The sequence below is a fragment of the Bifidobacterium sp. UTBIF-78 genome (assembly GCF_006408945.1).
GTDB classification, from domain to species: Bacteria; Actinomycetota; Actinomycetes; order Actinomycetales; family Bifidobacteriaceae; genus Bifidobacterium; species Bifidobacterium myosotis.
In genome coordinates this window covers 1-21,370 of the sequence record NZ_JFAO01000004.1, presented here as the reverse complement: position 1 = coordinate 21,370, position 21,370 = coordinate 1, and the positions used below count along the sequence as shown (strand labels likewise).

Below are 21,370 nucleotides of genomic sequence, written 5' to 3'. Positions count from 1 at the left end.
ACCGGCCTTTACTGTGGGTGCCGGGACTCCGCCCGCCTAGAGGACCGGCGACAGCACGACGAGCACTGACCTCGGCACCATGACCGGGCGGAAGGCAGTGTTCCAATCTTGCCACCGCACGCGATCCTCCGGACGGCCACAGCACAACCGCCAATGCCACCATCAACGCACACCACATCGGTCAGCCGCTCCATCGTGCAAGGAAACGTTCCCATTCCGGAGCGCGCCATGGAGCTCCCGAGCCGTCCCATACAGCCAACGGCACTCCGGCAAGACCGGCTCGCGATGCCTGCAATCCACCAATCTGAGCGATGCGACGACGACCGTTGACCCGTTCCAAATGCAGCACCGCATCGAAGGCTCCAGCGGCCAGCATGGCCATGGCCTCCGGTGCCACGCCGGCAAGCAGCCCCAAGGAGACCATACGCGCCGGGACCCGCTCCACGCCGTCGGCATGCAGCGTGGTCAGTCCGCCACGATGCCCGGAGTTGAAGGCCCGCAGCAAGTCCACGATCTCCTCACCACGGCACTCGCCCAAAACCACACGATCCGGCCGCATGCGCAATGTCGCTTTGGTCAGTTCCGGCAATCCAACGGCGCCCACGCCTTCGACATTCGCCTCGCGCGCCACCAGCGACACATGATTGGCATGGCCTACATCACCCAGCTCGCGAACCTCCTCGACGGTGACGATGCGCTCGTCGGCGTCGCATTCGGCCAGTAAGGCCTTGGCCAGCGTGGTCTTCCCCACGCCGGTGCCGCCAGTGATCAGCAGGGTGGCCCTGTTGCGTACCAATCCCGTCAGCAGCGTGAACCAAGGCGCCGGGAACATGCCGGACTGCCCCAGCGTCCACAATGACGTTCCGGACCTGTCCGGGAATCGTATGGAAATCGCCGCTCCCTGCGGCACCAGCGGTGCGATCACCGCGTGGACGCGGATGCCGTCCACACTGGCGGCGTCCGCGATTGGGCAGGCGTCATCCAGCCTTCGCCCGAGTTGCGCGCACAGCTGGACGGCATATTCCCGCACCACCTGAGATGACCGAAACGGCACCGGCAGCCGATGCTCATGCATGCCGTCCCCTCGGTCGGCCCAAACCCGGCCGTCGCAGGTGACCGCCACGTCCGTGACGCGCGCGTCTGCGGCCAATCCTTCCAGCAGACCGAAAAACAGGGTGCCGTGAACCGTGCCATTAACCGGGCCATTCATAAGGTCACCAATCCGGTTCCGTGGCCGCATGCGTGGGCCGGATGGTCTGCTCAATCGCATCGGCCAACAGATTAATGGCTTTGCGGCTTCCTTTGGGAATCGATCGGATGCCTAATCCTTCCAAAACATCGCCGCACAATCCCGCAAAGGGACGAACGGGACCGAGAACCGTGGCGGTCAGGTAATCCTCCGCTTCGGGGACGCCCACCTCTCCCCGGCCGCGGGGCTTGCCGCGAGGCAGGACCCCCACGATACGAGGCGTCGGGCATCCCCACGAGTCCAACCGCATCCTATGGGTCTTGGCTCTGGCCAGTCCTATGACGGAAAGCTCCGCCGCCACGATGTGCATGGAGGAACGCAAATCATTGACCGTTTCGACCAGACCGCCTTGTCCGGCGTCCACGATGACCACATCATTGGCCTGAGCCAAGGCGCGAACCGCCGCCTGCACCTCCCACCAGTCAGGCTGGCGGGCGTTCCAGGGATCATATGGCAGCACACGAACGCCTTCCCACGTCAACAGATCGTGGTTGAGCGCGGTGCCCTCGATGTAGCCGAGCGGAGCTTCGACCTGGCTGAAGCGAAGACCCGACTCGCGTTCCACACCGAGCAGCAGATCGAGGCAGCCGCCCACGAAATCGGCATCCACCAACGCGCAACTGCGGCCACGCTCCATCAGCGCCCAAGCCAGCATGGCAGACATGACGCTCAGACCTATACCGCTGTGGCCGGCGGTCATCGTCACGATGTTCTGGAATGTGGTGTCTATGGCGAGCGCTCCGGCAGGGGCATCCTTGGAACGTTTGCGTTCGCAGGAGGCCAACGGTTTGGGAGGCGGCGTGTAATAGCGAAGCGAGGGAGATGGTGCTTCGTCCGCAGGCAATGGGACGCCTGGAGGGGCCAACGCCGGCGCACTCATCCGACGTGCCGCATGGGGTGTGGTGTTGCTGGTCATGGGCCGATTGAACCGTAACGTCCCTAGCCGGTTCAATCCGGAACGGGCAATGTGGTTCCAGCTTGCCGGGTTATCCACAGCCCAGCATGTCGTCCACAGCGCATGTGGATGGGTTCGCCGGCTCGTGAACGCACGCCATGCCGGACCGGTCGGCGATAATAGCGGCAGCAGGGTGGATACGAGCAACAGGGGCCGGTGGAACGGGCATCCCAGCTCATCGCCGGATTCGGCCCGCGAAACGGACAGTAAATACACGCGGCCTGGAACGGTACGTACGAGTCTTGGGACGGTAAATACGCGAACTGACGAAGGTCACGCGTACTTACCGTCCGTTTGAGGCCTCCCAGGGACTGTATGTACGTGACTGCCTCGTCATCCCGCATACTTACAGTGAGTTTCAGTGGGCTTCGAACCTCTCGGGGACGGTAAGTACGCAGGCAATGTACGCGGGCGCCCAGTCATTACGCAAAAAGCCCCGACCCATCCCGCTGAGGGACCGGGGCCATACGACCGCCAGCCACACAACCATCAACCGACCGTCAGACGGTTGGCGACGTCACCTGTCGAATCGTCACTTGTCGAGATGTTCGATGCCGGATTCCATAACGTCGAGCTGGGAATCGGTCACCGGCTGTTTCTTGCCGAACTTAGCTTTGAACAGACCGATGATGGTCGGCGCGAGCGAGACCAGCAGGATGAGCACGATCACCAATTCGAAATGATCCTGCACGGCTGGAATGTTGCCGAAGAAGTAGCCCAGCAGCGTGAACAGCGTGGACCAGCACAGACCACCCAGCACCGAGAATGGGGTGAAGCGGCTCCAGCGCATGCCCGAGATACCGGAAATGAACGGCATGAACGTGCGGATGAAGGGGAAGAAACGGCCAAGGAACACGGCCAACGGGCCCCACTTCTCGATCATGTGCTCGGTTTTGGCGATGCGCTCCGGCGTCATGGCCTTCACCTTGCCGGACTGGATGATGCGGCGGCCGAAGAAGTGGCCGATGAAGTAGTTGCACTGGTCGCCGATGATCGGCGCGCACCACACCACCGGTAGCAGCCAGAACAACGGCAGAGCGGCCTTGCCGGTCGCCGCATCGGGCGCGGCGAACACGCCGGCCGCGAACAGCAGCGAGTCGCCGGGCAGGAACGGGAAGAACACCACACCGGTCTCGATGAAGACGATGAGGAAGATGAAGCCCAACGTGGGAGCCACGCCCATGGCAATCCAGCCGGCAATGGCGGCACGCGGGTCCTTCAGCAGCTCGAGGATGAAATTGACAAAGCCCATGTGATTCCTAAAGAGTTGAATTCCGTAATGTACTCACGCCTTATGGTCATTACCGGCATAACGGCGCGCAACGGCGTCCGGAGACCGACAACCAAGGGGTAAATCATCCCCTACCCTACCAGCGGGGCCGATACAGCCGACGACTCCACTGAAATCTGCACAGTTTTAGTGGTCTGTCTCTTAAATAATTAAGGGCTTCAACTTCTGTCTCTTCCCCAGTCAACTTCGCTGACAGCCCGTCCTGCCTAAGGACGCACTGCGTGCGCGGCATGCTGGCTCACCTGTCGGCTCGGCGCCGCCTACAAACAGCTCTGCTGTTTGCTTCACGGCAACGTCCCGTCAGAGGGAGACAACACCACTCAAACAATTACGAGACAGACCACTAGGACCCGGCAGTCTGGTGTTGATACCGGCGTGGCACTGGCATGTCAGCCGGTATCAACACAACGATCAGGCCTCCAGACGCCTGCGGACGAACTCGTCCAACGCGGCGGCATCGATGCCGTCATAGGAATCGATGGAGGCGAATTGGCCGAGACCGGAGGTGTCGGTGCGAATCCAGCCGGTCTGCGCAATGAGCGTGGCACCGGAGGCGGCACCTGCCTTCAGGCCTACGGCTGAGTCCTCCAACACCACGCATTCGCCCATATCCTCCGGGGCGATGCCGAGCTTGGCGGCCGCAGCCAGATAGGGGGCGGGGTTCGGCTTGTGCTCGTACGGGTCGTCACCGCATACATATCCGGCGAACAGACCGTCGGACTGTTTCATGATGTTCTCCGCCATGCGCCGCGGCGAGGTGGTGACCAGCATGGAGGGGATGCCGGCCTCTTTGAGCGAGCGCAACACGTCCAGCACGCCGGGAATCCACGGCAGACGCCTGACCTCGGCCTGGAACACGTAGTCCTTGAGCTGCACATCGATCTCCTCGACACTGAGCGTGCAGCCACGCTCGATCATATGCTTTGCCACATTGGGCACAGGCGTACCGGAGACGGACCATCCGAGCTCTTCGGTCCATTCACCGCCATTGGCATGCGCAATCTCGATTTCGCCGTCATGCCAGAGCGGCTCGGAATCGATAAGCGTGCCGTCCAGATCCCAGAACACAGCCTTGAGCAGCATATTGCCTCCGTACATGGTTGAACGCCGGTTGTTTGCTGCTTCTATCTCACCAACTCCGCAAGACAGCCCGTGGCAATGACGCCGCGCATTGGTGTCCTGCGTCAGAAGTTCGTTGATTATATCGTTGGCTCCCCTTGTCGGACGTTGCCGTGAAGCAAACAGCAGAGCTGTTTGTAGGCAACGTGCGAGCCGATAGGCGAGCCAGCGGAACACGCGCGAAGCGCGTCCGGAATTGCGGGGTCGTTGCAGTGAAACAAACAGCGGAGCTGTTTACCGGCAACGTGCGAACTGACAGGCGAGCCAGCAGAATACGCGCGAAGCGCGTCCGTAATTGCAGGACGAGCTGGCCCGCGAAGCGGGACTGAGGGGCAGTCAATGAATTATGACGCGGCATATAGCGGTCTGTCTCTTTAATAGTTGAGGGCTTCAGCCTCTGTCTCTCCCCCAGTCAGCTTCGCTGACAGCCCCCTCACCAGAGCCAGCACCACTCAGACAATTACGAGACAGGCCACCGGTCTGTCACCAGCCCCACAGCACCATCGACTTGGAGTCGTCAGCGTAGGGGGCTTCCTCGGCGGCAAGGCCCCCTTTGTCGGCACGGTTCGACGGGGATGCGGGGCGACCGGGAAGTTCGCGGGTCTCACGACGGATGGCGTTACGCCACAGTCTGGCGCGATTGGAACGCTGGACTTCCACGATGTTGCCGTCACGGCCTGCGGCGAAGACGCTTTCCCCACCGGAGGACTGCATACGTTTGACTTCGCGGCGCAGCTGCCGGTTCTCCTCTTCGAGGGACAGGATGCGCGCGATGCCGGAAAGGTTGATGCCCTCGTCCTGACTCAGCCGTTGGGCGCGGGCCAGACGGGCGATATCCCGCAGACAATACCGCCGGGCACCGCCATCGGTACGCTGCGGACGCACCAGATTAAGACGGTCGTATTGGCGAAGGGTCTGCGGGTGGATGCCGGCCAATTCGGCCGCCTGACCGACGGTGAAGATGGGGAGCTCGATGTCGAAGCCCACGTCATCCGCACCGTCCAGATCGGCGCGACCCATGACCAGCGCGGTGGCGCACATGGCGTAGAGCTGCCGTACCTGATTGGCTCGTGCCATGATGCACCTCCTTAATGTGCGTTTACGTTAGGCAAGGGTGGGACGCTGATGAGTGTCCCACCCCGGTCTTGCAGGCCTTGTGCAACGGCAGCATCCGGGTGGGACGCTCACGCCGCCCCGGTCTTGCCAGACTTGTCGTGCGAGCCGGCTTCCTCATCGGAGGGAGCCGGCTGACGGCTACGGCCCTGGCGGTTCAGCCAGCTCAACGCTTCGGTCCGACGGTCCGTCGGCTCAGCGGCCCGGCTGCGCTTCAGCCCGGCGGCTCAGCGGGCGAGATAGTCGCCGGCCTTCTCGTCGAATTCCTTGGCGACGTGCTTGAGCATGAGGCCCGGCTTGGCGGGCACCATGATCTGCACGCGGCCAATCAGGTCGCCCGGCTGGTTGCCGCGCTGGACGCCCAGTCCGGCGAGCCTGAGCTCGGTACCGGAACTGGAGCCTGCCGGCACCTTGAAGGTGACCGGGTTGCCATCGATGTCCTTGGCCTCGACCTTGCCACCGGACACGGCCTCGCCCACGGTGACGGGCAGATCCATGATGATGTCCGAATCACGCATCGCGAAGGTCTCGTCCGGCTTGACGGTGACGTGCAGGTACAGATCACCGGCCGCACCGCCGTTGAGCCCCGGCTTGCCCTTGCCGGCCAGCTTGATCTTCTGACCGTTGTGGACGCCGGCAGGCACATGGGCCTTGAACTTCTTGCCGTCCACGGACAGGGACACGGTGGCGCCCTTCACCGCCTGACGCAACGTCAGGCTGATCTTGGAATTACGGTCGTCGCCGCGCTGCGGGCTCGGCGCCTCCTCGTAGCTATAACCGCCGGCATTGCCGTAGGACTGACCGTACGGGCTGCCGCCACGGCCTGCGGCACCGCCGAACATCGAGAAGATGTCGTTGATGTTGGGATTGCCGCCGCCCGAGGTGGAGAAACGGATGCGGGAGCCATCGCCGCCCATGCCCGAGGCATTGCCGAACATGGAACCGAAGATGTCGGAGAAACCGGAGGCGTCGAAGCCGCCGGCGCCGGAACCACCGGCGAAGCGGGCACCGCCCATGCCGAACTGGCGAATCGCATCGTACTTCTGCCGTTCGCTCTTGTTGCTCAGCACGTCGTAGGCTTCGGAGATGTCCTTGAACTTCTCCTCCGCCTCCTTGGTCTTGTTGAGGTCAGGGTGGTACTTACGGGCCAACTTGCGGTAGGCCTTGGTGATGTCGGTCTCGGTGGCGTCCTTGGAGACACCAAGGACTTTGTAGAAGTCTTTATTCAGCCATTCATTCTCAGCCATGCATGTCTCCTTTCTTGAAAGTCTGTATTAGTGAAGTGCTTAGTGCTTTGGGAAGCACTAAGCACTGTGGATGTTTGAGCCGCCTGAAGGGAATCAGTTCTGCGGGGATGCGACCACCACTCGGGCGGCGCGGATGACGCGGTCGCCGATGCGGTAGCCGGCTTCCACCACGGTGTCGACGGTTTCCTTCTCGGCATTCGGGTCCGGCTTGTGCAGGATGGCGTCGTGCCTGGTCGGGTCGAAGGCCTCACCCTTCTCGCCGAACTTCTCCACGCCGAACTTCGCGAAGGCCTTGTCGATCTTCGTGGCGACGGCCTTGAACGAATCGTCCATCTCGCTGTGCTCGCGGATGCGGTCGATGTCGTCAAGGGCCGGCAGTAGCGCAGTCAGCACGTCGATGATGCCGTGCTGGCGGAAGCGCTCCTGCTCACGAGTGGCGCGGTTGCGGTAGTTGATGAACTCCGCACGCTCGCGCTGCAGGGCCTCGAGGTAGTCGGCGGCCTCCTTCTTGGCCTTGCCAAGCGGGGTCAGGGTGTCGTCGGATGAGGCAGACTCGGCGCCGGTCGAGGCGTTGGTTTCGGCTTGCGCCGGCTTCTCTCCCTTAGCCGAGGCATTCGCCGCGCCGGCTCCCTCACCAGAGGGGGCCGCGGAAGCGGCGGCTCCGTCATGAGTTGAAGCCGAATCAGTGGAGGTGGATTCGGGCTTAGCTGGGTCCGCAGCATTCGCCGCGGAGGTGGAGGATGCCGACTGATCGGCACCCGTAGAGGCGGCCGTGCCGGCCGTGGACAGGTCGTCCGCGTCCGGCAGGTCGTTCAGGTAGTCGTCCTTGTTGAACTCGGACATCACTTGTTGCCCTTGTCGTCATCGTCGTCCACGACCTCGGCCTCGACGGTGTCGTCGTCGGACGAGGAGGAACCGGCGGAAGCACCGGCACCAGCCGCGCCGGCCGCGCCAGCGCCAGCAGCGGCACCGGCAGCACCCTCGGCGCCCTGCTGGGCGTAGAGGACCTGACCGATCTTCTGGGCGGCGGTCATCAGCTCGGTCTGAGCGGTCTTGACCTTCTCGACGTCGTCACCCTTCAGGGACTCCTTCAGGGCGTTCACCTTGTCGGTGACCTCCTTGACGATGTCGTCGGAGAGCTTGTCCTTGTTGTCGTTGACGAGCTTCTCGGTGCTGTAGGCGAACGCCTCGGCCTGGTTGCGGGTCTCGGCATCCTCCTTGCGCTTCTTGTCCTCGGCCTCGTGAGCTTCGGCCTCCTTGACCATGCGGTCGATCTCGTCCTTCGGCAGGCCGGAACCACCGGTGATGGTCATCGACTGCTCCTTGCCGGTGCCCTTGTCCTTGGCGGACACGTGCACGATGCCGTTGGCATCGATGTCGAAGGTGACCTCGATCTGCGGGACGCCACGCGGAGCCGGAGCGATACCGGTCAGCTCGAAGGTGCCCAGCGGCTTGTTGTCACGAGCGAACTCACGCTCACCCTGGTAGACCTGAATCAGCACGGACGGCTGGTTGTCCTCGGCGGTGGAGAAGACCTCGGAACGCTTGGTCGGAATGGCGGTGTTACGGTCGATGAGCTTGGTCATGATGCCACCCTTGGTCTCGATGCCGAGGGACAGCGGGGTCACGTCGATGAGCAGGACGTCCTTGCGGTCGCCCTTAATGACGCCGGACTGCACGGCGGCGCCGACGGCCACGACCTCATCCGGGTTCACGGACTGGTTCGCTTCCTTACCGCCGGTCAGCTCCTTGACGAGCTCCTTGACGGCGGGCATACGGGTGGAACCACCGACGAGCACCACATGGTCAATGTCGCTCACGGAGATGCCGGCGTCGTGCAGCACGTTGTTGAACGGCGTGCGGCAACGACCCAGCAGATCGGAGGTCATTTCCTCGAAGTGCGCACGGGTCAGGGTCTCGTCCAGATGCACCGGGGTGCCGTCAGGGGTCATGGCCAGGTACTGCATGGAGATGCTGGTGCTGGTCGAGGAGGACAGCTCCTTCTTGGCCTGCTCGGCGGCTTCCTTCAGACGCTGCAGGGCGATCTTGTCCTTGCTCAGGTCGACGCCGTACTTGTTCTTGACCTCGGAGACCAGCCAATCGATGATCTTCTGGTCCCAATCGTCGCCACCGAGGTGGTTGTCGCCGTTCGTGGCCTGCACCTGAATGGTGGAGAAGCCGTCGTCATCCTTGCCGATCTCCAGCAGGGAGACATCGAAGGTGCCGCCACCGAGGTCGAAGACCAGGATGCGCTCGTCTTCCTTGCCCTTCTCAAGACCGTAAGCCAGAGCGGCGGCGGTCGGCTCGTTGATGATGCGCAGGACGTTCAGGCCTGCGATCTTGCCGGCGTCCTTGGTGGCCTGACGCTGAGCATCGTTGAAGTATGCCGGGCAGGTGATCACGGCGTCCGTGACGGGCTCGCCGAGGTACGCCTCGGCGTCCCTCTTGAGCTTCATCAGAATCTGAGCGGAAATCTCCTGCGGGGTCCACTTCTTGCCGTCGATCTCGACGGTCCAGTCGGTGCCCATGTGACGCTTGACGGAGGAGATGGTGCGCTCGACGTTCGTCACGGCCTGGCGCTTGGCCACCTCGCCGACGAGAATCTCGCCGGACTTGGAGAACGCGACCACGGACGGCGTGGTGCGGGCGCCCTCGGCGTTCACGATGACGGTGGGCTCGCCGCCTTCCAGCGTTGCGATGCAGGAATTCGTAGTACCCAGATCGATACCAACTGCACGTGCCATAATGTGTGCTCCTTTGTTCTTGTTATTCGTTCTTACGTTCTTTCGCCCAAGTTCCGAACCGGTCGTCTCTTGGACCTTCCAAAACTTGAGCCTACACCACTCAACTTTCCGACGGCAAGTTCTATTCCCAAATTCGCCACAAAAAGTTGAGCGTGTCGCACTCAGGTTTTATGAAACGAACCGACGCACACGGGCGGCAACAGCCACAAGCAGCATCGCCGCGGCCAGCACGACCACCGAGAGCCCCGCTGATCGGCTGGTCTCCTCAATCGCCTCGGCCGTCTCCCCGTCCATAACTGCATCGGCCTGGGCCGTCGGCTGCGCGGCGGCCATCTCCTCAGCCGAAGCGACGAACCAGTCCGGATCCACCGGGTCGACGCGCCGCTTGCCCGACCAGTCGCCGGGCGTCGCGCCGGCATATACGGCGACGGCCGAACCAGCGGGCATCGTGGCCTCGAAGGTGCCGTCGGCCTTGACGGAAACCGCGGCGGAACAATCGCCGGAAGCGTACACATTGCAGTACACGCCGGCCGGCATCGAGGTGGCGAACGTCCGTGTGACCGGAGCGTCGCTGTTGTTCACCGCCAGATAGCCGATCTCACCCCGTCCGAAACCGACCACGTTCTCGCCGTATTCCCTCCAGTCCACGACTTCAGTCCCGGACACGGCGTTATGGAAACCGATCATGCCCCGAATCGCGGTCCACCGTTGCGTGCACTGCCATGTGCCGTCAGTCTCGTCGCCGTTTTCGGGACAGACCATATCCGCCACGATGGTGGCGGTGGCGCCGGGTGCGCCGTCGTCCGTATCGCCGAAGTAATAGCCGGAGTAGAGATGCGGCTGCCCATACCCGTACGCCAGCAGGAAGGCGTTGGCCAGCAGATACTTCGCGTCGTCCTTATACGTCAGCGCGCTGCCGTTACGTTCGGTGTCCCAGTTCGTGACCCACACGGCCGCCTTGTCCGACTCCACCCAGCTCGTACTGGCCCCGATGCGAGCCAGGCCGAAGCTCGAGGAGTTGATGTCGCCATCGAACGCCTCCTTCAGTCGCACATTGACGTTGAATTCAGAAACCTTGCCGGTGCGCAGGTAATTGGACGGTTGAATCTCCTTGGCCTCGGACGCGCTGCCGATCACCTCCTGCTCGAACAGGACATCATCCAAATCCACGTTGGTTCTCCGCGTCAGCTCGGACTTGATGGCGGCCATGTCGTCGGCGGAGATATGTTTGACCGCATCCACGCGGAATCCCGCCACGCCCAGATCCAGCAACTTGGCCATGTATTCCGCAAGCCTGCCCCGCACATACTCCCGACCGGTGTCGAGGTCCTGCAAGCCGGTAAGACGGCAGTTCTGCACATTATCGGCGTCGCGGTAGTTACTCACATTCTGGATGCAGTCATGGAAATTCGCGGCGGTATACGGCACCGCCGGGAAATCACCGGCACCGTCAAACGAGCTGCCGGCAACTCCCGTGCCGGAGCGATCGGCACCGGCCATGTGGTTGATGACCACGTCCGCAATCACCCCCACGCCGGCCGCCCCGCATTCCTCGACCATGTCCTTGAATTCGGACTCCGTGCCGAGCTTGGAATCCAGCCGGTAGCTGACCGGCTGGTACGAGGTCCACCATTGCGTTCCGGTTATGGATTCCTGTGGCGGGGAGACCTGCACGAATCCCACGCCTTCAGGCCCATAGGTCTCGGCGCATTCACGAGCCACCGAGTTCCAATTGGTTTGGAAGGCGATGACAATGACGTCGCCACGTTGCTCGGCGGCGACGGCGGACGGCGCCGGCGGCAACATCGACGCCGACGCGAGTGCGGCGGCCAGCGAGGCAAACGCCGCCGTCATCTTTCGCGCCAGCCCGACCAATCCGCTGAATCCTCGCGCCTTTGCCCACATCCTCATATATTCCTCCGCTCATCCGACGCCCAATCGACGCCCAACTGGCATCTGATCGACGCCCAGCCAATACTCACCATTGAGAGCCAGTGCCACCTTGCATTGCTGATTGCGTTGCCGATTGCGTTGCTGACGGAAATCACTATAAAGCATACGTTCGCATATGCTTTTCATCATAGGTTATCACGATAGACACATCACATCGGCTGATTGTATCGCGAACGTTTGCAACATATGATGGTAATGGTTGGCTTTACAACGACGTATCATCACGACAGTCTGGTGTCACGTCGGGCCGTCCGTTCGACCACAGAACACAGCAACGTAGGGGAGGATCATGGGCAAAGCAGACATCTACGAGGTGGCAAGGGCCGCCGGCGTTTCCATCTCCACGGTGTCGCGCGCGTTCACCCGCCCGGAGCTCGTGTCGGCGAAAACCCGACGCAAGGTGCTCGACATCGCCGACAAGCTTGACTTCAACATCTCCCGTTCCGCCACGGCGCTCAAGTCGGGACGCACCAACCGCGTGGCGATGCTGATGAACGAGGAGATCACCAGCTGGTTCAACACCCAGACGTTCGCCGGCATCGAGTCGGTGATGCACCCGGCCGGATACGACATCTCGCTGTTCCAGCACATCGACACCGAACGCAACAGGGATGAGTTCTTCACCGATCTGCCGATTCGGCGCAACGTGGACGCCGTGTTCGTGGCATCGTTCGCCATCGACCCGCATGAGGTGGAGCAGCTGCGGCGCATCCACGTACCGATCATCGGCATCAACACCCCGTCCGTGGACGGCTTCGACGCCAGCATCAGCATCGACGACGAGAAGGGCATGTACACGGCCACCCAGCACCTCATCAATCTGGGGCATCGGCATATCGTCTATCCGTGTTCGGAGGCATCCCTGCTCAATTCCTCGATCGATGCCCGCACACGCGGTTTCATCCGCGCCTGCGAGGACGCCCAAGGCAAGCACGACCTGAACTGGCAGGTGCTTTCCGTGCCGCGCGGCCCGGCGTTCGCCGATTCGGCGCTGTCAGCGCTGCTGGCTCTGGACGAGTTCCCGGACGCCATCTGCTGCCAGATGGACATGATGGCGATTCCGCTGGTCATCAAGCTGGGCCGATATGGACATATCACGCCTCGCGACTATTCGATCGTGGGCTTCGACGACAGCCCCAATGCCGATACGATCAACCTGACCACCATGCGTCAGGACCCGTATGCGATGGGCCGCACCGCAGCGACCAAGGCCCTGAAGCTCATCGAGGGCGAGCCGCTGACCAACGCGCATGAGGTGGTGGAGGCGCAGTTCGTGCCGCGCGGCACCGACATGCCGTTTGGGGGCGCGCAGTAGCCGCGGCACCATCATGCCGCTATATCGCGCTATACCAGCGCGCCCAACAGCAGCATGACCGGGTAGAGCGCGTAGAACACCCATTTGGTCCACGGACGGCTGTAGCCCAGTTCGCCGTTGCGGTAGTGGAGGAACGCCACGCCGACGCCCGGCGTGATGCACATCACCGCGCCCAGTAGTCCGGCTGTGAACATCATCGTGTTCTCGTGCCGGTTCAGGAAGTAGAACACCATCACGAACGCGAGCGCAAGCACGCCCGTGTACATGACTCGTTGGCTCACGCCGATCTGCAGCATCATGTTCCACAGCACACCGGCGACGATCAGCGCCACCGTAATCAACCATCGCACCGCGCCCGAATACGTACGGGCGACCCAATCGACCGCGACGAGCACGATGTACGCGAAGAACAGCCCCCACACCGGATTGTGCGTGTGCGCATCGAACCAATGGCCGGTCATGATCTTGTCGTACGACGGCCCAGCCAGCGAGGCGACGACAAAGAGCTCCGCACCGTAACGCGCACGGCTGCGAGTGTGCCGCCAACCGTCGAACAGCAGCCAGGCATAGATCGGCACTGCGCACCACGAGGCGATCTCGCACACGACCGCAATCGTCAGACCGGTCATGTTATCTGCGGACGGCTCACCGAACAGCATCGGCACCAGCGTGGTCGAGGCCACGGAAAGCGCCATGAACGCCGCACCGATCACCTTGAGACGGAACACGGAGAGGCCCTTGCGCCGCCTCGTTCCCTCAGCGACTTTGCGCTGCCGGGCCATATCGATCTCGTTCATCACTCCTCCGAACTCTCCACGGTCGGTCTCTCGGCCGCTCCTTCGGCCGCCCCATTGGTCAATCCTCCGGACAATCCCGCCGGCCGCCCTTCCGCCGCGCTTCCCGCACGAAGGCCTGCGAGAATGCCAAGATACCGCATGAGGGAAGCATAATCGGGGCCGGCGAGCGAACAGACGGCATGTGCGCTGGCTGCCGGGTCGTCAGGTGGGGATATCACCGTACGCAGATAGACGCCGTCCATACCGGCTGCGCGGGCGCCAAGGATGTCCGCACGTTCGTCGTTGCCGACCATGACGACGCGGGAAGGGGCAAGTTGTCCGGCCTCCAGAGCGCGGCGGAACAGCTCGGGCGACGGCTTGCGCACGCCCGCCTCGCTGGAGATGACGATGCAATCGAACGCGGCGGTGAGGCCCAACAGGTCCAGTTCCGGCCGTGTATAGCAGGATTGCGCATTGCTGACGAGAACAATGCGCAGCCCTGCGGTCCGCAACCGTGCCAGCAATTCCGACGCTCCCGGGTACAACCGCAGCAGGCTGGTGCTCGCGCGGCGGAACGACCAAGCAAGGGCACGGGCGCCTTGGTCATCGCCCGAATCATGCGCAAGCCCCCGATACACCGGCAGCAGGTCAGGTTCGGCCCACTCGCCATGCCGCGCGACGGCAGCGGCACGAATCGGTGCCGCGAGTTCGTCGAACCGGCTCCGCAGCGATTCGGTATCCGGATAGGAGACCCCGCACTGCGCGGTCAACGCCTCGCGCAAGGCCTCCCACGCAGCGTCCGACGACTCGTCGGTACGGATGTCCACCAGCGTGCCGTACAGGTCGAAGAACACGGCATCGTACCGTTGGTACCGTTGCATCATCGTCTCCTTTGCGCAAGGTCGTATCGCGCGTATTGCGTGGACTGGCCGGCTCTTTCGGGCGCTTTCGGCCCGATTCTCGGAGCCGGCTCGACACCGGTCGTCACCGCCAGCGAGCGGCCGTTATCCGGTCACACCCGCTGGTGCCTCCAGACGGTGAAGGTCCAAGGAGGCAATTGCAGGCGACGCCGCTCGACGCGGGGCCATGCTTCGGTATCGTCGTGCCCGCCGACGGCATCGGACTCATTGGCCCGACCGGACGATTCGTCATCGCCCACCGACACCACGCTTGCGGAACAGTAGATGCACTGCCATGCCTCGGGCTCAATCTTCGAGACCTCGTCATACGGACCGGGAATCTCCAGATCGACGGTGGGCTGTTCCTGCACGCGCCCGGTAGGATTGATCGCCACGCAATCGCCGCCGACGCGGAATACCACGACCTCGTCCGTGCGGGGCACGATCATCCGGGCGCCACCGAAGTACGCCGGATTGCCGCGCCGCAGCTGAATCAGCGCCGCGTAATGGTCCACCAGCCCCTCCAAACGCTGTGCACGACGCCAATCAAGCTGATTGAGCTCGGCCGGACTGCTGAACGAATCGGACACACCATGCTTGGTCCGGGCGAATTCCTCGCCGGACAGCAGGAACGGCACGCCGGCCGCGGTGAATACGATGCCGGAGGCCAACAGGTTCGCGCGCATGAGGTCCGCGCACGACTCGCCCTCGGCCGTGTAATCGACGTCGGTGGGCAGTCGGCGCATGGTGGCGCACAGCTTGTCCCATAGGGTCAGGTCGTCATGGGCGGAGACGTACTGAATCACCTGTCCGACGCTGGCGACCTCGCGCAGGGTACCGCGCCAGGCGTCCTCGGCGTGACGGATGTCATCGGCGTAGTCGGCTGCGGCACCGGCCAGATATCCGGGCACCTTCTGGTAGAAGATGTGTCCACGGACCGCATCACGCGTGGAATCACAGAACGCGCCGATGCGCGGGCTGAGGTACGGCATGCCGCGCTTGTCCGCGAGCACCGTGCCGGCGCCGGGCACAAGGGCCGTGGTGCTCGCGGCCCATGGTTCGCCATGCATCAGGATCGTGGCGCCGCCGGGCAGACGGTCGAGGGAGGTGCGGATGGCGTTCATGGTGTCCACGTCGATCAGGCCCATGAGGTCGAAACGGAAGCCGTCGATGTGGTATTCGCGCGCCCAGTAAGTGACCGAATCGACGATGTACTTGCGCATCATCGGATGTTCCGTTGCCACATCGTTGCCGCAGCCGGAACCATTCGAGAAACCGCCATCGATGCGGCGGCGAAGCGCGTAGCCGGGGATCATGCGCTCGAACCAATTGTCGGTGGAGAACATGTGGTTGTAGACCACATCCATGATCACTGCGATGCCGGCTTCGTGCAACGCCTGAATCATCCGCTTGCATTCGCGGATGCGTACCTCGCCGTTGCGCGGGTCGGTGCTGTAGGAACCTTCCGGCACGTTGTAGTTGACCGGGTCGTAGCCCCAGTTGAAGGCGCGGTCCGGGGCGTCGTGCGGCACGGATTCGTCGATGGAACCGTAGTCGTAGAACGGCAGGAGCTGCACGGCGGTGATGCCGAGCCGCTTGAGGTAGGCCACGCAGGTGGGGAATGCGCCGGTGCCGTCCACGCTGGTGTCGGGATGGGTGAAGGCGAGGTAGGTACCACGGTGCTCGGCCGGGACGCCGCTGTGCGGGTCGTTGCTGAAGTCGCCGATATGGGTCTCCCAGATGACCAGTTCTCTGCTGAGGATGTGCGGGCGGCGGTCCTCGGCCCAGCCGTCCGGATTGGTGCGACGCAGGTCCACGACCATGCTGCGCCGCCCGTTCACGCCAGCCGCGCGCGCCCAGGGATCGGCCGTGCGATGCTCGGAGCCGTCGGGGAAGCGCACGAGATAGTCGTAATACGCGCCATGGCCGATGCCGTCGGCGCAGGCGGACCAAGTGCCGTCCGGACCGGCGGCGAGCTCGTGGGTTTCGATGATGTCGTCGGCGTCCGGGTCGCCGGTTGTGAAGAGCCGTACCGTGACGCCGCTGGCCGTAGGGGCCCAGACACGGAAGGAGGTGCCCTGTGCGTCCGGGATCGCGCCGAGATCGTCGCCGGAATAGACCGGATGCTCGGGGCACGGCCGGGCGGGATCGGCGGGTGTGCCGTCCACCACAGCTGCCAGTGCGGGAATCGTATGCGACATGACGTCTCCTTTGGTTGTGACGGGTGACGAACGGCTGCTTGATACGGATTCGCCGCCGTCTCTCCCCGGTCAGCTGCGCGGACGAACCTGTGGAATCCCACGTCGGATTTGTGACGGGGGATTCTTGTACAGGATTATTCTTTCACGGCCCCTGCCGAGTGGGTTCGCCTCCTGCACGGATCAATATGAGCTTCGGTCTCCCCCAGTCAGCTTCGCTGCCAGCTCCCTCATCAGAGGGGGCCAATAAATACGAGCCTTCACTCAGCATCACCTTCGCTCGGTCATCGCCTCACTCAGGCTGACGCTATGCGAAGCCCACTGGGCTTCGCATTACGACTCGCCTCCGGCCCCTGCAATTACGGACTCGCCTCCGGCGAGACTCAGCATCGCCTTCGCTCGGCTACCGCCTCACTCAGGCTGACGCTATGCGAAGCCCACTGGGCTTCGCATTACGCGTCAGCCCTTTACCGATCCACTCATGGACTCCTGGTAGAAGCGTTGCATGACGATGAAGAGGATGGCGATCGGGATGGAGATGACCACGGCCGCGGCGGCGAAGCGTGCGTACCAGTTCTGGATGTACTCCTTCTGCAGCATGAGCCACAGGCCGAGCGCCACCGTGTAGTTGGACTGCGTACGGCAGATCACCTTGGCCATCACGAAGTCGAGCCACGGGGTCAGGAAACCGATGATGGCCTGATAGACGATCATGGGCTTGCAAATCGGGATGATGATCTTGGTGAACACCTGCAGTCGGGTGCAGCCGTCGAGCATCGCGGCCTCGTCGAGCGAGGTCGGAATCGTGTCCATGTAGCCCTTCATCACATAGAAGCCCGCACCGGAACCTGCGGAGTAGACCAGAATCAGCGCGATCGTGGTCAGGCCCTCGCTGGTCAGGCCCTCGCTGGTCAGGCCCACGGCCTTCAGGATGAAGTAGATGGCGGAAACGGCCATGATGCCGGGGAACATGCCCAGAATCAGCACCACGTTCATGAACGTGCGGCGCGTACGGAACCGCAGTCGGCTCATGCAGTACGCTACGGACAGCACGAACGCCATCGAGATGACGCATACGAAGCATGCCACGATGAACGTGTTCATGAACATCTTCGGGAAGTCGAGCACCGACTTGTCGGTGAACAACCCGACGTAGTTCTTCAGCGAGAATTCGGTGGGGAAGAACGTCTTGGTGTACGGCGCGGTGTTCGCGTTGAAGCTTTCCGCGAACACCCACACGATCGGGATCAGCCAGATCACGGCCATGACCGCGAGGAACAGGTGCGCGAAGACATCGCCCAGAATGCGGCGCTTCTTCGTATCGTGCATCAGGCTATGCGATTCGGCCTTCTGAATGTTGTGCTTGCTCACCGGAATGCCTCCTCGTTCTTGTAGGAACCGGAATTGCGGTAGGTGATCAGGGACACCACCGCTAGGACGATGAACGTCATGATGCCGATTACGGCGCCGAGGTTGTAGTCGTTCTTATCCACCGTGAGCTTGTACAGCCAGGTGATCAGCAGGTCGGTGGTGCCGGCGGAGTCGCCGATCGGCACCGGGGCGCCGCCCGACAGCAGGTAGATCACGTTGAAGTTGTTCACGTTGCCGGTGAACGTGGTGATCAGGTACGGCGTGAGCACGAAGATGATGTACGGCATCGTGATCTTGGTGAAGATCTGCCACCAGTTCGCGCCGTCGATGCGGGCGGCCTCGTACAGGTCGGCCGGGATGTTCTGCAGGATGCCGGTGATCTGCATGATCGTATACGGGATGCCGACCCACAGGTTGATCACGATCACGGTGACGCGCGCCCATGTGGTGTCGGTGAAGAACGGCAGCGCCTGATCGATCCACCCCCACTGCATGAGCAGACGGTTGATGGCGCCGGTGGGTTGGAGCATGGTGTGCATGACCAGCAGGGAGACGAACTGCGGCACGGCGATGGACATCGAGAAGCACGCACGCCAGAAGCCCTTGAACCGCGTGGTCCTGCGGTTGATGACCATGGCGAAGAACATGCCGAGGAAGAAGTTGAGGAAGGTGGCGAAGAACGCCCACACCAGCGTCCAGACGGTCACCTGGACGAACAGGCGGGCGCTGACCGTACCGTTGCCGGTGGAGAACACCTTGCCGAAGTTCTCCAATCCCACCCAGTCGAACAGCACCAGATGGTCGCGGTCGTAGCTGGTGAACGCCATCGAGATCATGAAGATCAGCGGCAGCACGGTGAACACAAGGATGCCGAGCGTGGGCAGGAACATGAGCAGCTGATGGGCCTTCTGGTCGGTCAGCGCATGCAGATCGGACTTCAGATCGGGGGCTTTGCCGTCCTTACGGGCCAGACATTCGGCCTTGTACGCGCACTTGAGGGAGATCGTCCACAGATAGACGAACAGCAGGCAGGCCACTATGGTGCACACGCCGTACAGCAGGATCACCACCGAGTTATCGCCCTGGACGTACACCCAGAAGCCATCCACAAGCTGCTTGCCCTGTTCCTGATCGCCTAGGCTGGGAAGCTTGCCCAGATACCCGGCGCCGCTCGTGATCATGAATACGATGAACGCGATCTCCAGCGCCAGAAGCGCGACGCCTTTGACGAACTGCCTGCGGACGATGTTGCCGAGGCCGAACACGACCGCCGACAGTTTGGTGAAGATGTCTCCCTTGGTCAACGCGGCCTTCACCGAATACGGCGAAGGCGCCACGTAATCCGCGCCCATTCGCTTGCGGCGCTTCATCTCCCGCGGGGAAAGGGTTGCCGTTGTCATAACCCCACCGCCTCCAATATGTTCCAAGATGTGAGTTGTTGTGAAAACCTGATGTGCGATCCTTGGTTCCGGCACCTCCTTGCGCCGGCGATCGCGCGCCTTGACTGACGTTCCGTATCCCCTCCGCCGATCGTCGCGTCGGAACCGCGTAGAGTTCGGGTGCCGGACGCGGCGTTCGGCACCCGAACTCTACGGGCAATGGAGTAGGAGAGAGAAAAAGAGCTGAAACCGTTGATTGGCGAGGGGTTGCAGGCGGACGCAACGGCTTCACATCGTCCGCCCGCAACTGGCGTACCTTACGGAACCCTCACATTCGGTTATGCCTATGCCGACTGCCGGGCATGGCGGCGGCCATGTAGCGGTCACGCCCCGGCCATACGGCCGGCCACGGTCCGATCGGGACGACCGGACCGTGAGCCGTCACTCGGCGTACTTGCCGACCTGCTTGACCCATTCGTCGGTCTTGGCCTGCGCGTTGTCGGAGGTGACCTCCTTGTTGAGGATGGCGTCGCCGAAGGCCTTGGCGGGGTCCCACCAGGAGGACATGCCGGCCAGACCGGACTGCAGGATGGCGGTGTTGGCCATGGTGTCGGTCTGGCCGATGGCGACCGGGTCATCGGCGGTCAGGCTGGCCAGGGACTTGTCGGTCGGGATGATGTTGCGCAGCTCGTAGTGCAGCTTCTGCGACTCGGTGGAGCCGAGGTAGGCGGCGAACTGGGCGGCGGCCTTGGTGTTCTTGGCGTTCGGGTTGTAGGCGGCGGCCTTGGTGGCGGCGAAGGACTTCATCTGCTTGGTCTGGCCGTTCACGGTGAACGTCGGCAGCTGGGCGACGCCCATGTTGTCACCGAGGGCGGCCTTGATGTCGGCGGCCGACCAGGAGCCGGAGAAGAACGCCTTGACGGTGCCTTCGGTCATCTCGGACAGGCCGGAGTTCTCAGCGCTGTTGTGGAAGTTCGGGTTGGCGGCGAGGTCCACGAGGTACTTGGAGATGTCGCCGGCGTCCTTCGGGAAGACCATGCCGGCGGATTCGTCGGTACCGTCCGCGCCGAACAGCTGCAGGCCGTCGTAGAAGCCACCGATGTACCAGGAATCGTTGAGCGGGAAGGAGACCGCGGCCTTGGACAGCATTGTGTCGAGGCTCTTGACGTCATCCTCTGAGAAGGTGGACTTGTCGTAGTACATGAACCATGTGTTATCGGTGTATGGCACACCGTAGTACTTGCCGTCGGTGCCGGTCATGGAGGCGATTTCCAGGTCGCCGTTCTGCTCCTTGAGCTGCTGCTCGGCATCGGTACCGAGCTCGCCGATGCCCTGCACCTCCATGAGGCCACCGAGCTGATCGGAGGCGAACATGTATACGTCGGCCGCAGCGGACGGATCGGTCTTGACCTTGGTCACGGCGTCACCCTCGGAAACCACGTCGTTCTTCCATGTGATCTTGTATTCGGGGTGCTCTTTTTCGAAGTTGGCCTCGACCTGGGTCAGCCAGGGCTCGGAGCCGTCGTCGCCCTTGGCCTGGTCCTCCTGCGGAGCCCAGACGCTCAGGGTCACCTCCTCGGTGCCGGCGGTGGCGGCACCGCCCTTGTCGCCGGAATCGGAACCACATGCGGCGAGCGGCATCAGCATGGCCACAGCGGCGGTAAGGCCGAGAGCCTTCTTCCAGTTGATCTTCATTGACCTGTCCTTTCTCTGTTCGGTCTGTACACCCGAGCTCACGATGCACACGTTTTCAGATTGTTT

General features: G+C 62.7%; 15 protein-coding genes and 2 pseudogenes. 1 reads left to right on the top strand and 16 read right to left on the bottom strand.

The genetic code is table 11. From position 1 onward, the window contains the following. Nucleotides 1-181 precede the first annotated feature (181 nt). The 10 genes and pseudogenes from BG22_RS01185 to BG22_RS01145 all read right to left on the bottom strand — a co-directional run bounded on the left by BG22_RS01185 (nucleotide 182) and on the right by BG22_RS01145 (nucleotide 11,629). Nucleotides 182-1,210: a CpaF family protein gene (locus tag BG22_RS01185; protein ID WP_140492380.1), complete on the bottom strand. Its 1,029-nt coding sequence runs from the start codon at nucleotides 1,208-1,210 to the stop codon at nucleotides 182-184. A gap of 4 nt (nucleotides 1,211-1,214) precedes the next feature. Beyond that, on the bottom strand, nucleotides 1,215-2,165 hold the full coding sequence (locus BG22_RS01180) for a P-loop NTPase (protein ID WP_140492378.1): 951 nt from the start codon (nucleotides 2,163-2,165) through the stop codon (nucleotides 1,215-1,217). A gap of 571 nt (nucleotides 2,166-2,736) precedes the next feature. Next, complete coding sequence (locus BG22_RS01175; protein ID WP_094667961.1) at nucleotides 2,737-3,456, bottom strand: DedA family protein; 720 nt, start codon at nucleotides 3,454-3,456, stop codon at nucleotides 2,737-2,739. Between the two features lie 450 nt (nucleotides 3,457-3,906). Then, a complete protein-coding gene (locus BG22_RS01170) occupies nucleotides 3,907-4,578 on the bottom strand; it encodes an HAD family phosphatase (RefSeq protein WP_094667960.1) in 672 nt (223 codons plus the stop codon). A gap of 519 nt (nucleotides 4,579-5,097) precedes the next feature. Continuing rightward, the gene (locus BG22_RS01165; RefSeq protein WP_140492376.1) at nucleotides 5,098-5,691 is read right to left on the bottom strand and encodes a heat shock protein transcriptional repressor HspR; all 594 of its coding nucleotides are present in this window, start codon (nucleotides 5,689-5,691) and stop codon (nucleotides 5,098-5,100) included. Nucleotides 5,692-5,954: 263 nt separating this feature from the next. Beyond that, nucleotides 5,955-6,974, bottom strand: coding sequence for a DnaJ C-terminal domain-containing protein (locus BG22_RS01160; protein WP_140492374.1), 1,020 nt, complete (start codon nucleotides 6,972-6,974; stop codon nucleotides 5,955-5,957). A gap of 93 nt (nucleotides 6,975-7,067) precedes the next feature. Further along, nucleotides 7,068-7,682 (bottom strand): annotated as a pseudogene (gene grpE, locus BG22_RS01155) (nucleotide exchange factor GrpE); the annotation flags it as partial. A gap of 17 nt (nucleotides 7,683-7,699) precedes the next feature. Next, nucleotides 7,700-7,817 (bottom strand): annotated as a pseudogene (locus tag BG22_RS11390) (nucleotide exchange factor GrpE); the annotation flags it as partial. Next, nucleotides 7,817-9,718 carry a molecular chaperone DnaK gene (dnaK, locus tag BG22_RS01150; protein WP_094667956.1) on the bottom strand — a complete coding sequence of 634 codons (1,902 nt, stop codon included), beginning with the start codon at nucleotides 9,716-9,718 and terminating at the stop codon, nucleotides 7,817-7,819. The pseudogene BG22_RS11390 and the gene dnaK, both read right to left, overlap by 1 nt. Before the next feature lie 168 nt (nucleotides 9,719-9,886). Continuing rightward, the gene (locus tag BG22_RS01145; RefSeq protein WP_140492370.1) at nucleotides 9,887-11,629 is read right to left on the bottom strand and encodes an alpha-amylase family protein; all 1,743 of its coding nucleotides are present in this window, start codon (nucleotides 11,627-11,629) and stop codon (nucleotides 9,887-9,889) included. Nucleotides 11,630-11,960: 331 nt separating this feature from the next. Here BG22_RS01145 and BG22_RS01140 point away from each other — a divergent pair, with 331 nt between their 5' ends. Next, on the top strand, nucleotides 11,961-12,986 hold the full coding sequence (locus BG22_RS01140; RefSeq protein ID WP_140492368.1) for a LacI family DNA-binding transcriptional regulator: 1,026 nt from the start codon (nucleotides 11,961-11,963) through the stop codon (nucleotides 12,984-12,986). A gap of 29 nt (nucleotides 12,987-13,015) precedes the next feature. On the opposite strand, the gene BG22_RS01135 is transcribed toward BG22_RS01140, so the two are convergent. From BG22_RS01135 to BG22_RS01110, 6 genes are all read right to left on the bottom strand, one after another. Continuing rightward, entirely contained in the window at nucleotides 13,016-13,783 is a 768-nt protein-coding gene (locus BG22_RS01135; RefSeq protein ID WP_140492366.1) for a TraX family protein, read from the bottom strand. Next, nucleotides 13,783-14,646 carry an HAD family hydrolase gene (locus BG22_RS01130; protein WP_140492363.1) on the bottom strand — a complete coding sequence of 288 codons (864 nt, stop codon included), beginning with the start codon at nucleotides 14,644-14,646 and terminating at the stop codon, nucleotides 13,783-13,785. Before BG22_RS01130 ends, BG22_RS01135 begins: the two co-directional genes overlap by 1 nt. A gap of 128 nt (nucleotides 14,647-14,774) precedes the next feature. Next, nucleotides 14,775-16,862 (bottom strand): type I pullulanase, encoded by a 2,088-nt coding sequence (gene pulA, locus BG22_RS01125; protein WP_140492360.1) that lies wholly within the window; start codon nucleotides 16,860-16,862, stop codon nucleotides 14,775-14,777. 456 nt (nucleotides 16,863-17,318) lie between these two features. Next, nucleotides 17,319-18,188: a sugar ABC transporter permease gene (locus tag BG22_RS01120; protein WP_140492465.1), complete on the bottom strand. Its 870-nt coding sequence runs from the start codon at nucleotides 18,186-18,188 to the stop codon at nucleotides 17,319-17,321. Nucleotides 18,189-18,226: 38 nt separating this feature from the next. Further along, nucleotides 18,227-19,600, bottom strand: coding sequence for a carbohydrate ABC transporter permease (locus tag BG22_RS01115; protein ID WP_140492462.1), 1,374 nt, complete (start codon nucleotides 19,598-19,600; stop codon nucleotides 18,227-18,229). Between the two features lie 450 nt (nucleotides 19,601-20,050). Further along, nucleotides 20,051-21,304 (bottom strand): extracellular solute-binding protein, encoded by a 1,254-nt coding sequence (locus BG22_RS01110; protein WP_140492358.1) that lies wholly within the window; start codon nucleotides 21,302-21,304, stop codon nucleotides 20,051-20,053. Nucleotides 21,305-21,370 lie beyond the last annotated feature (66 nt).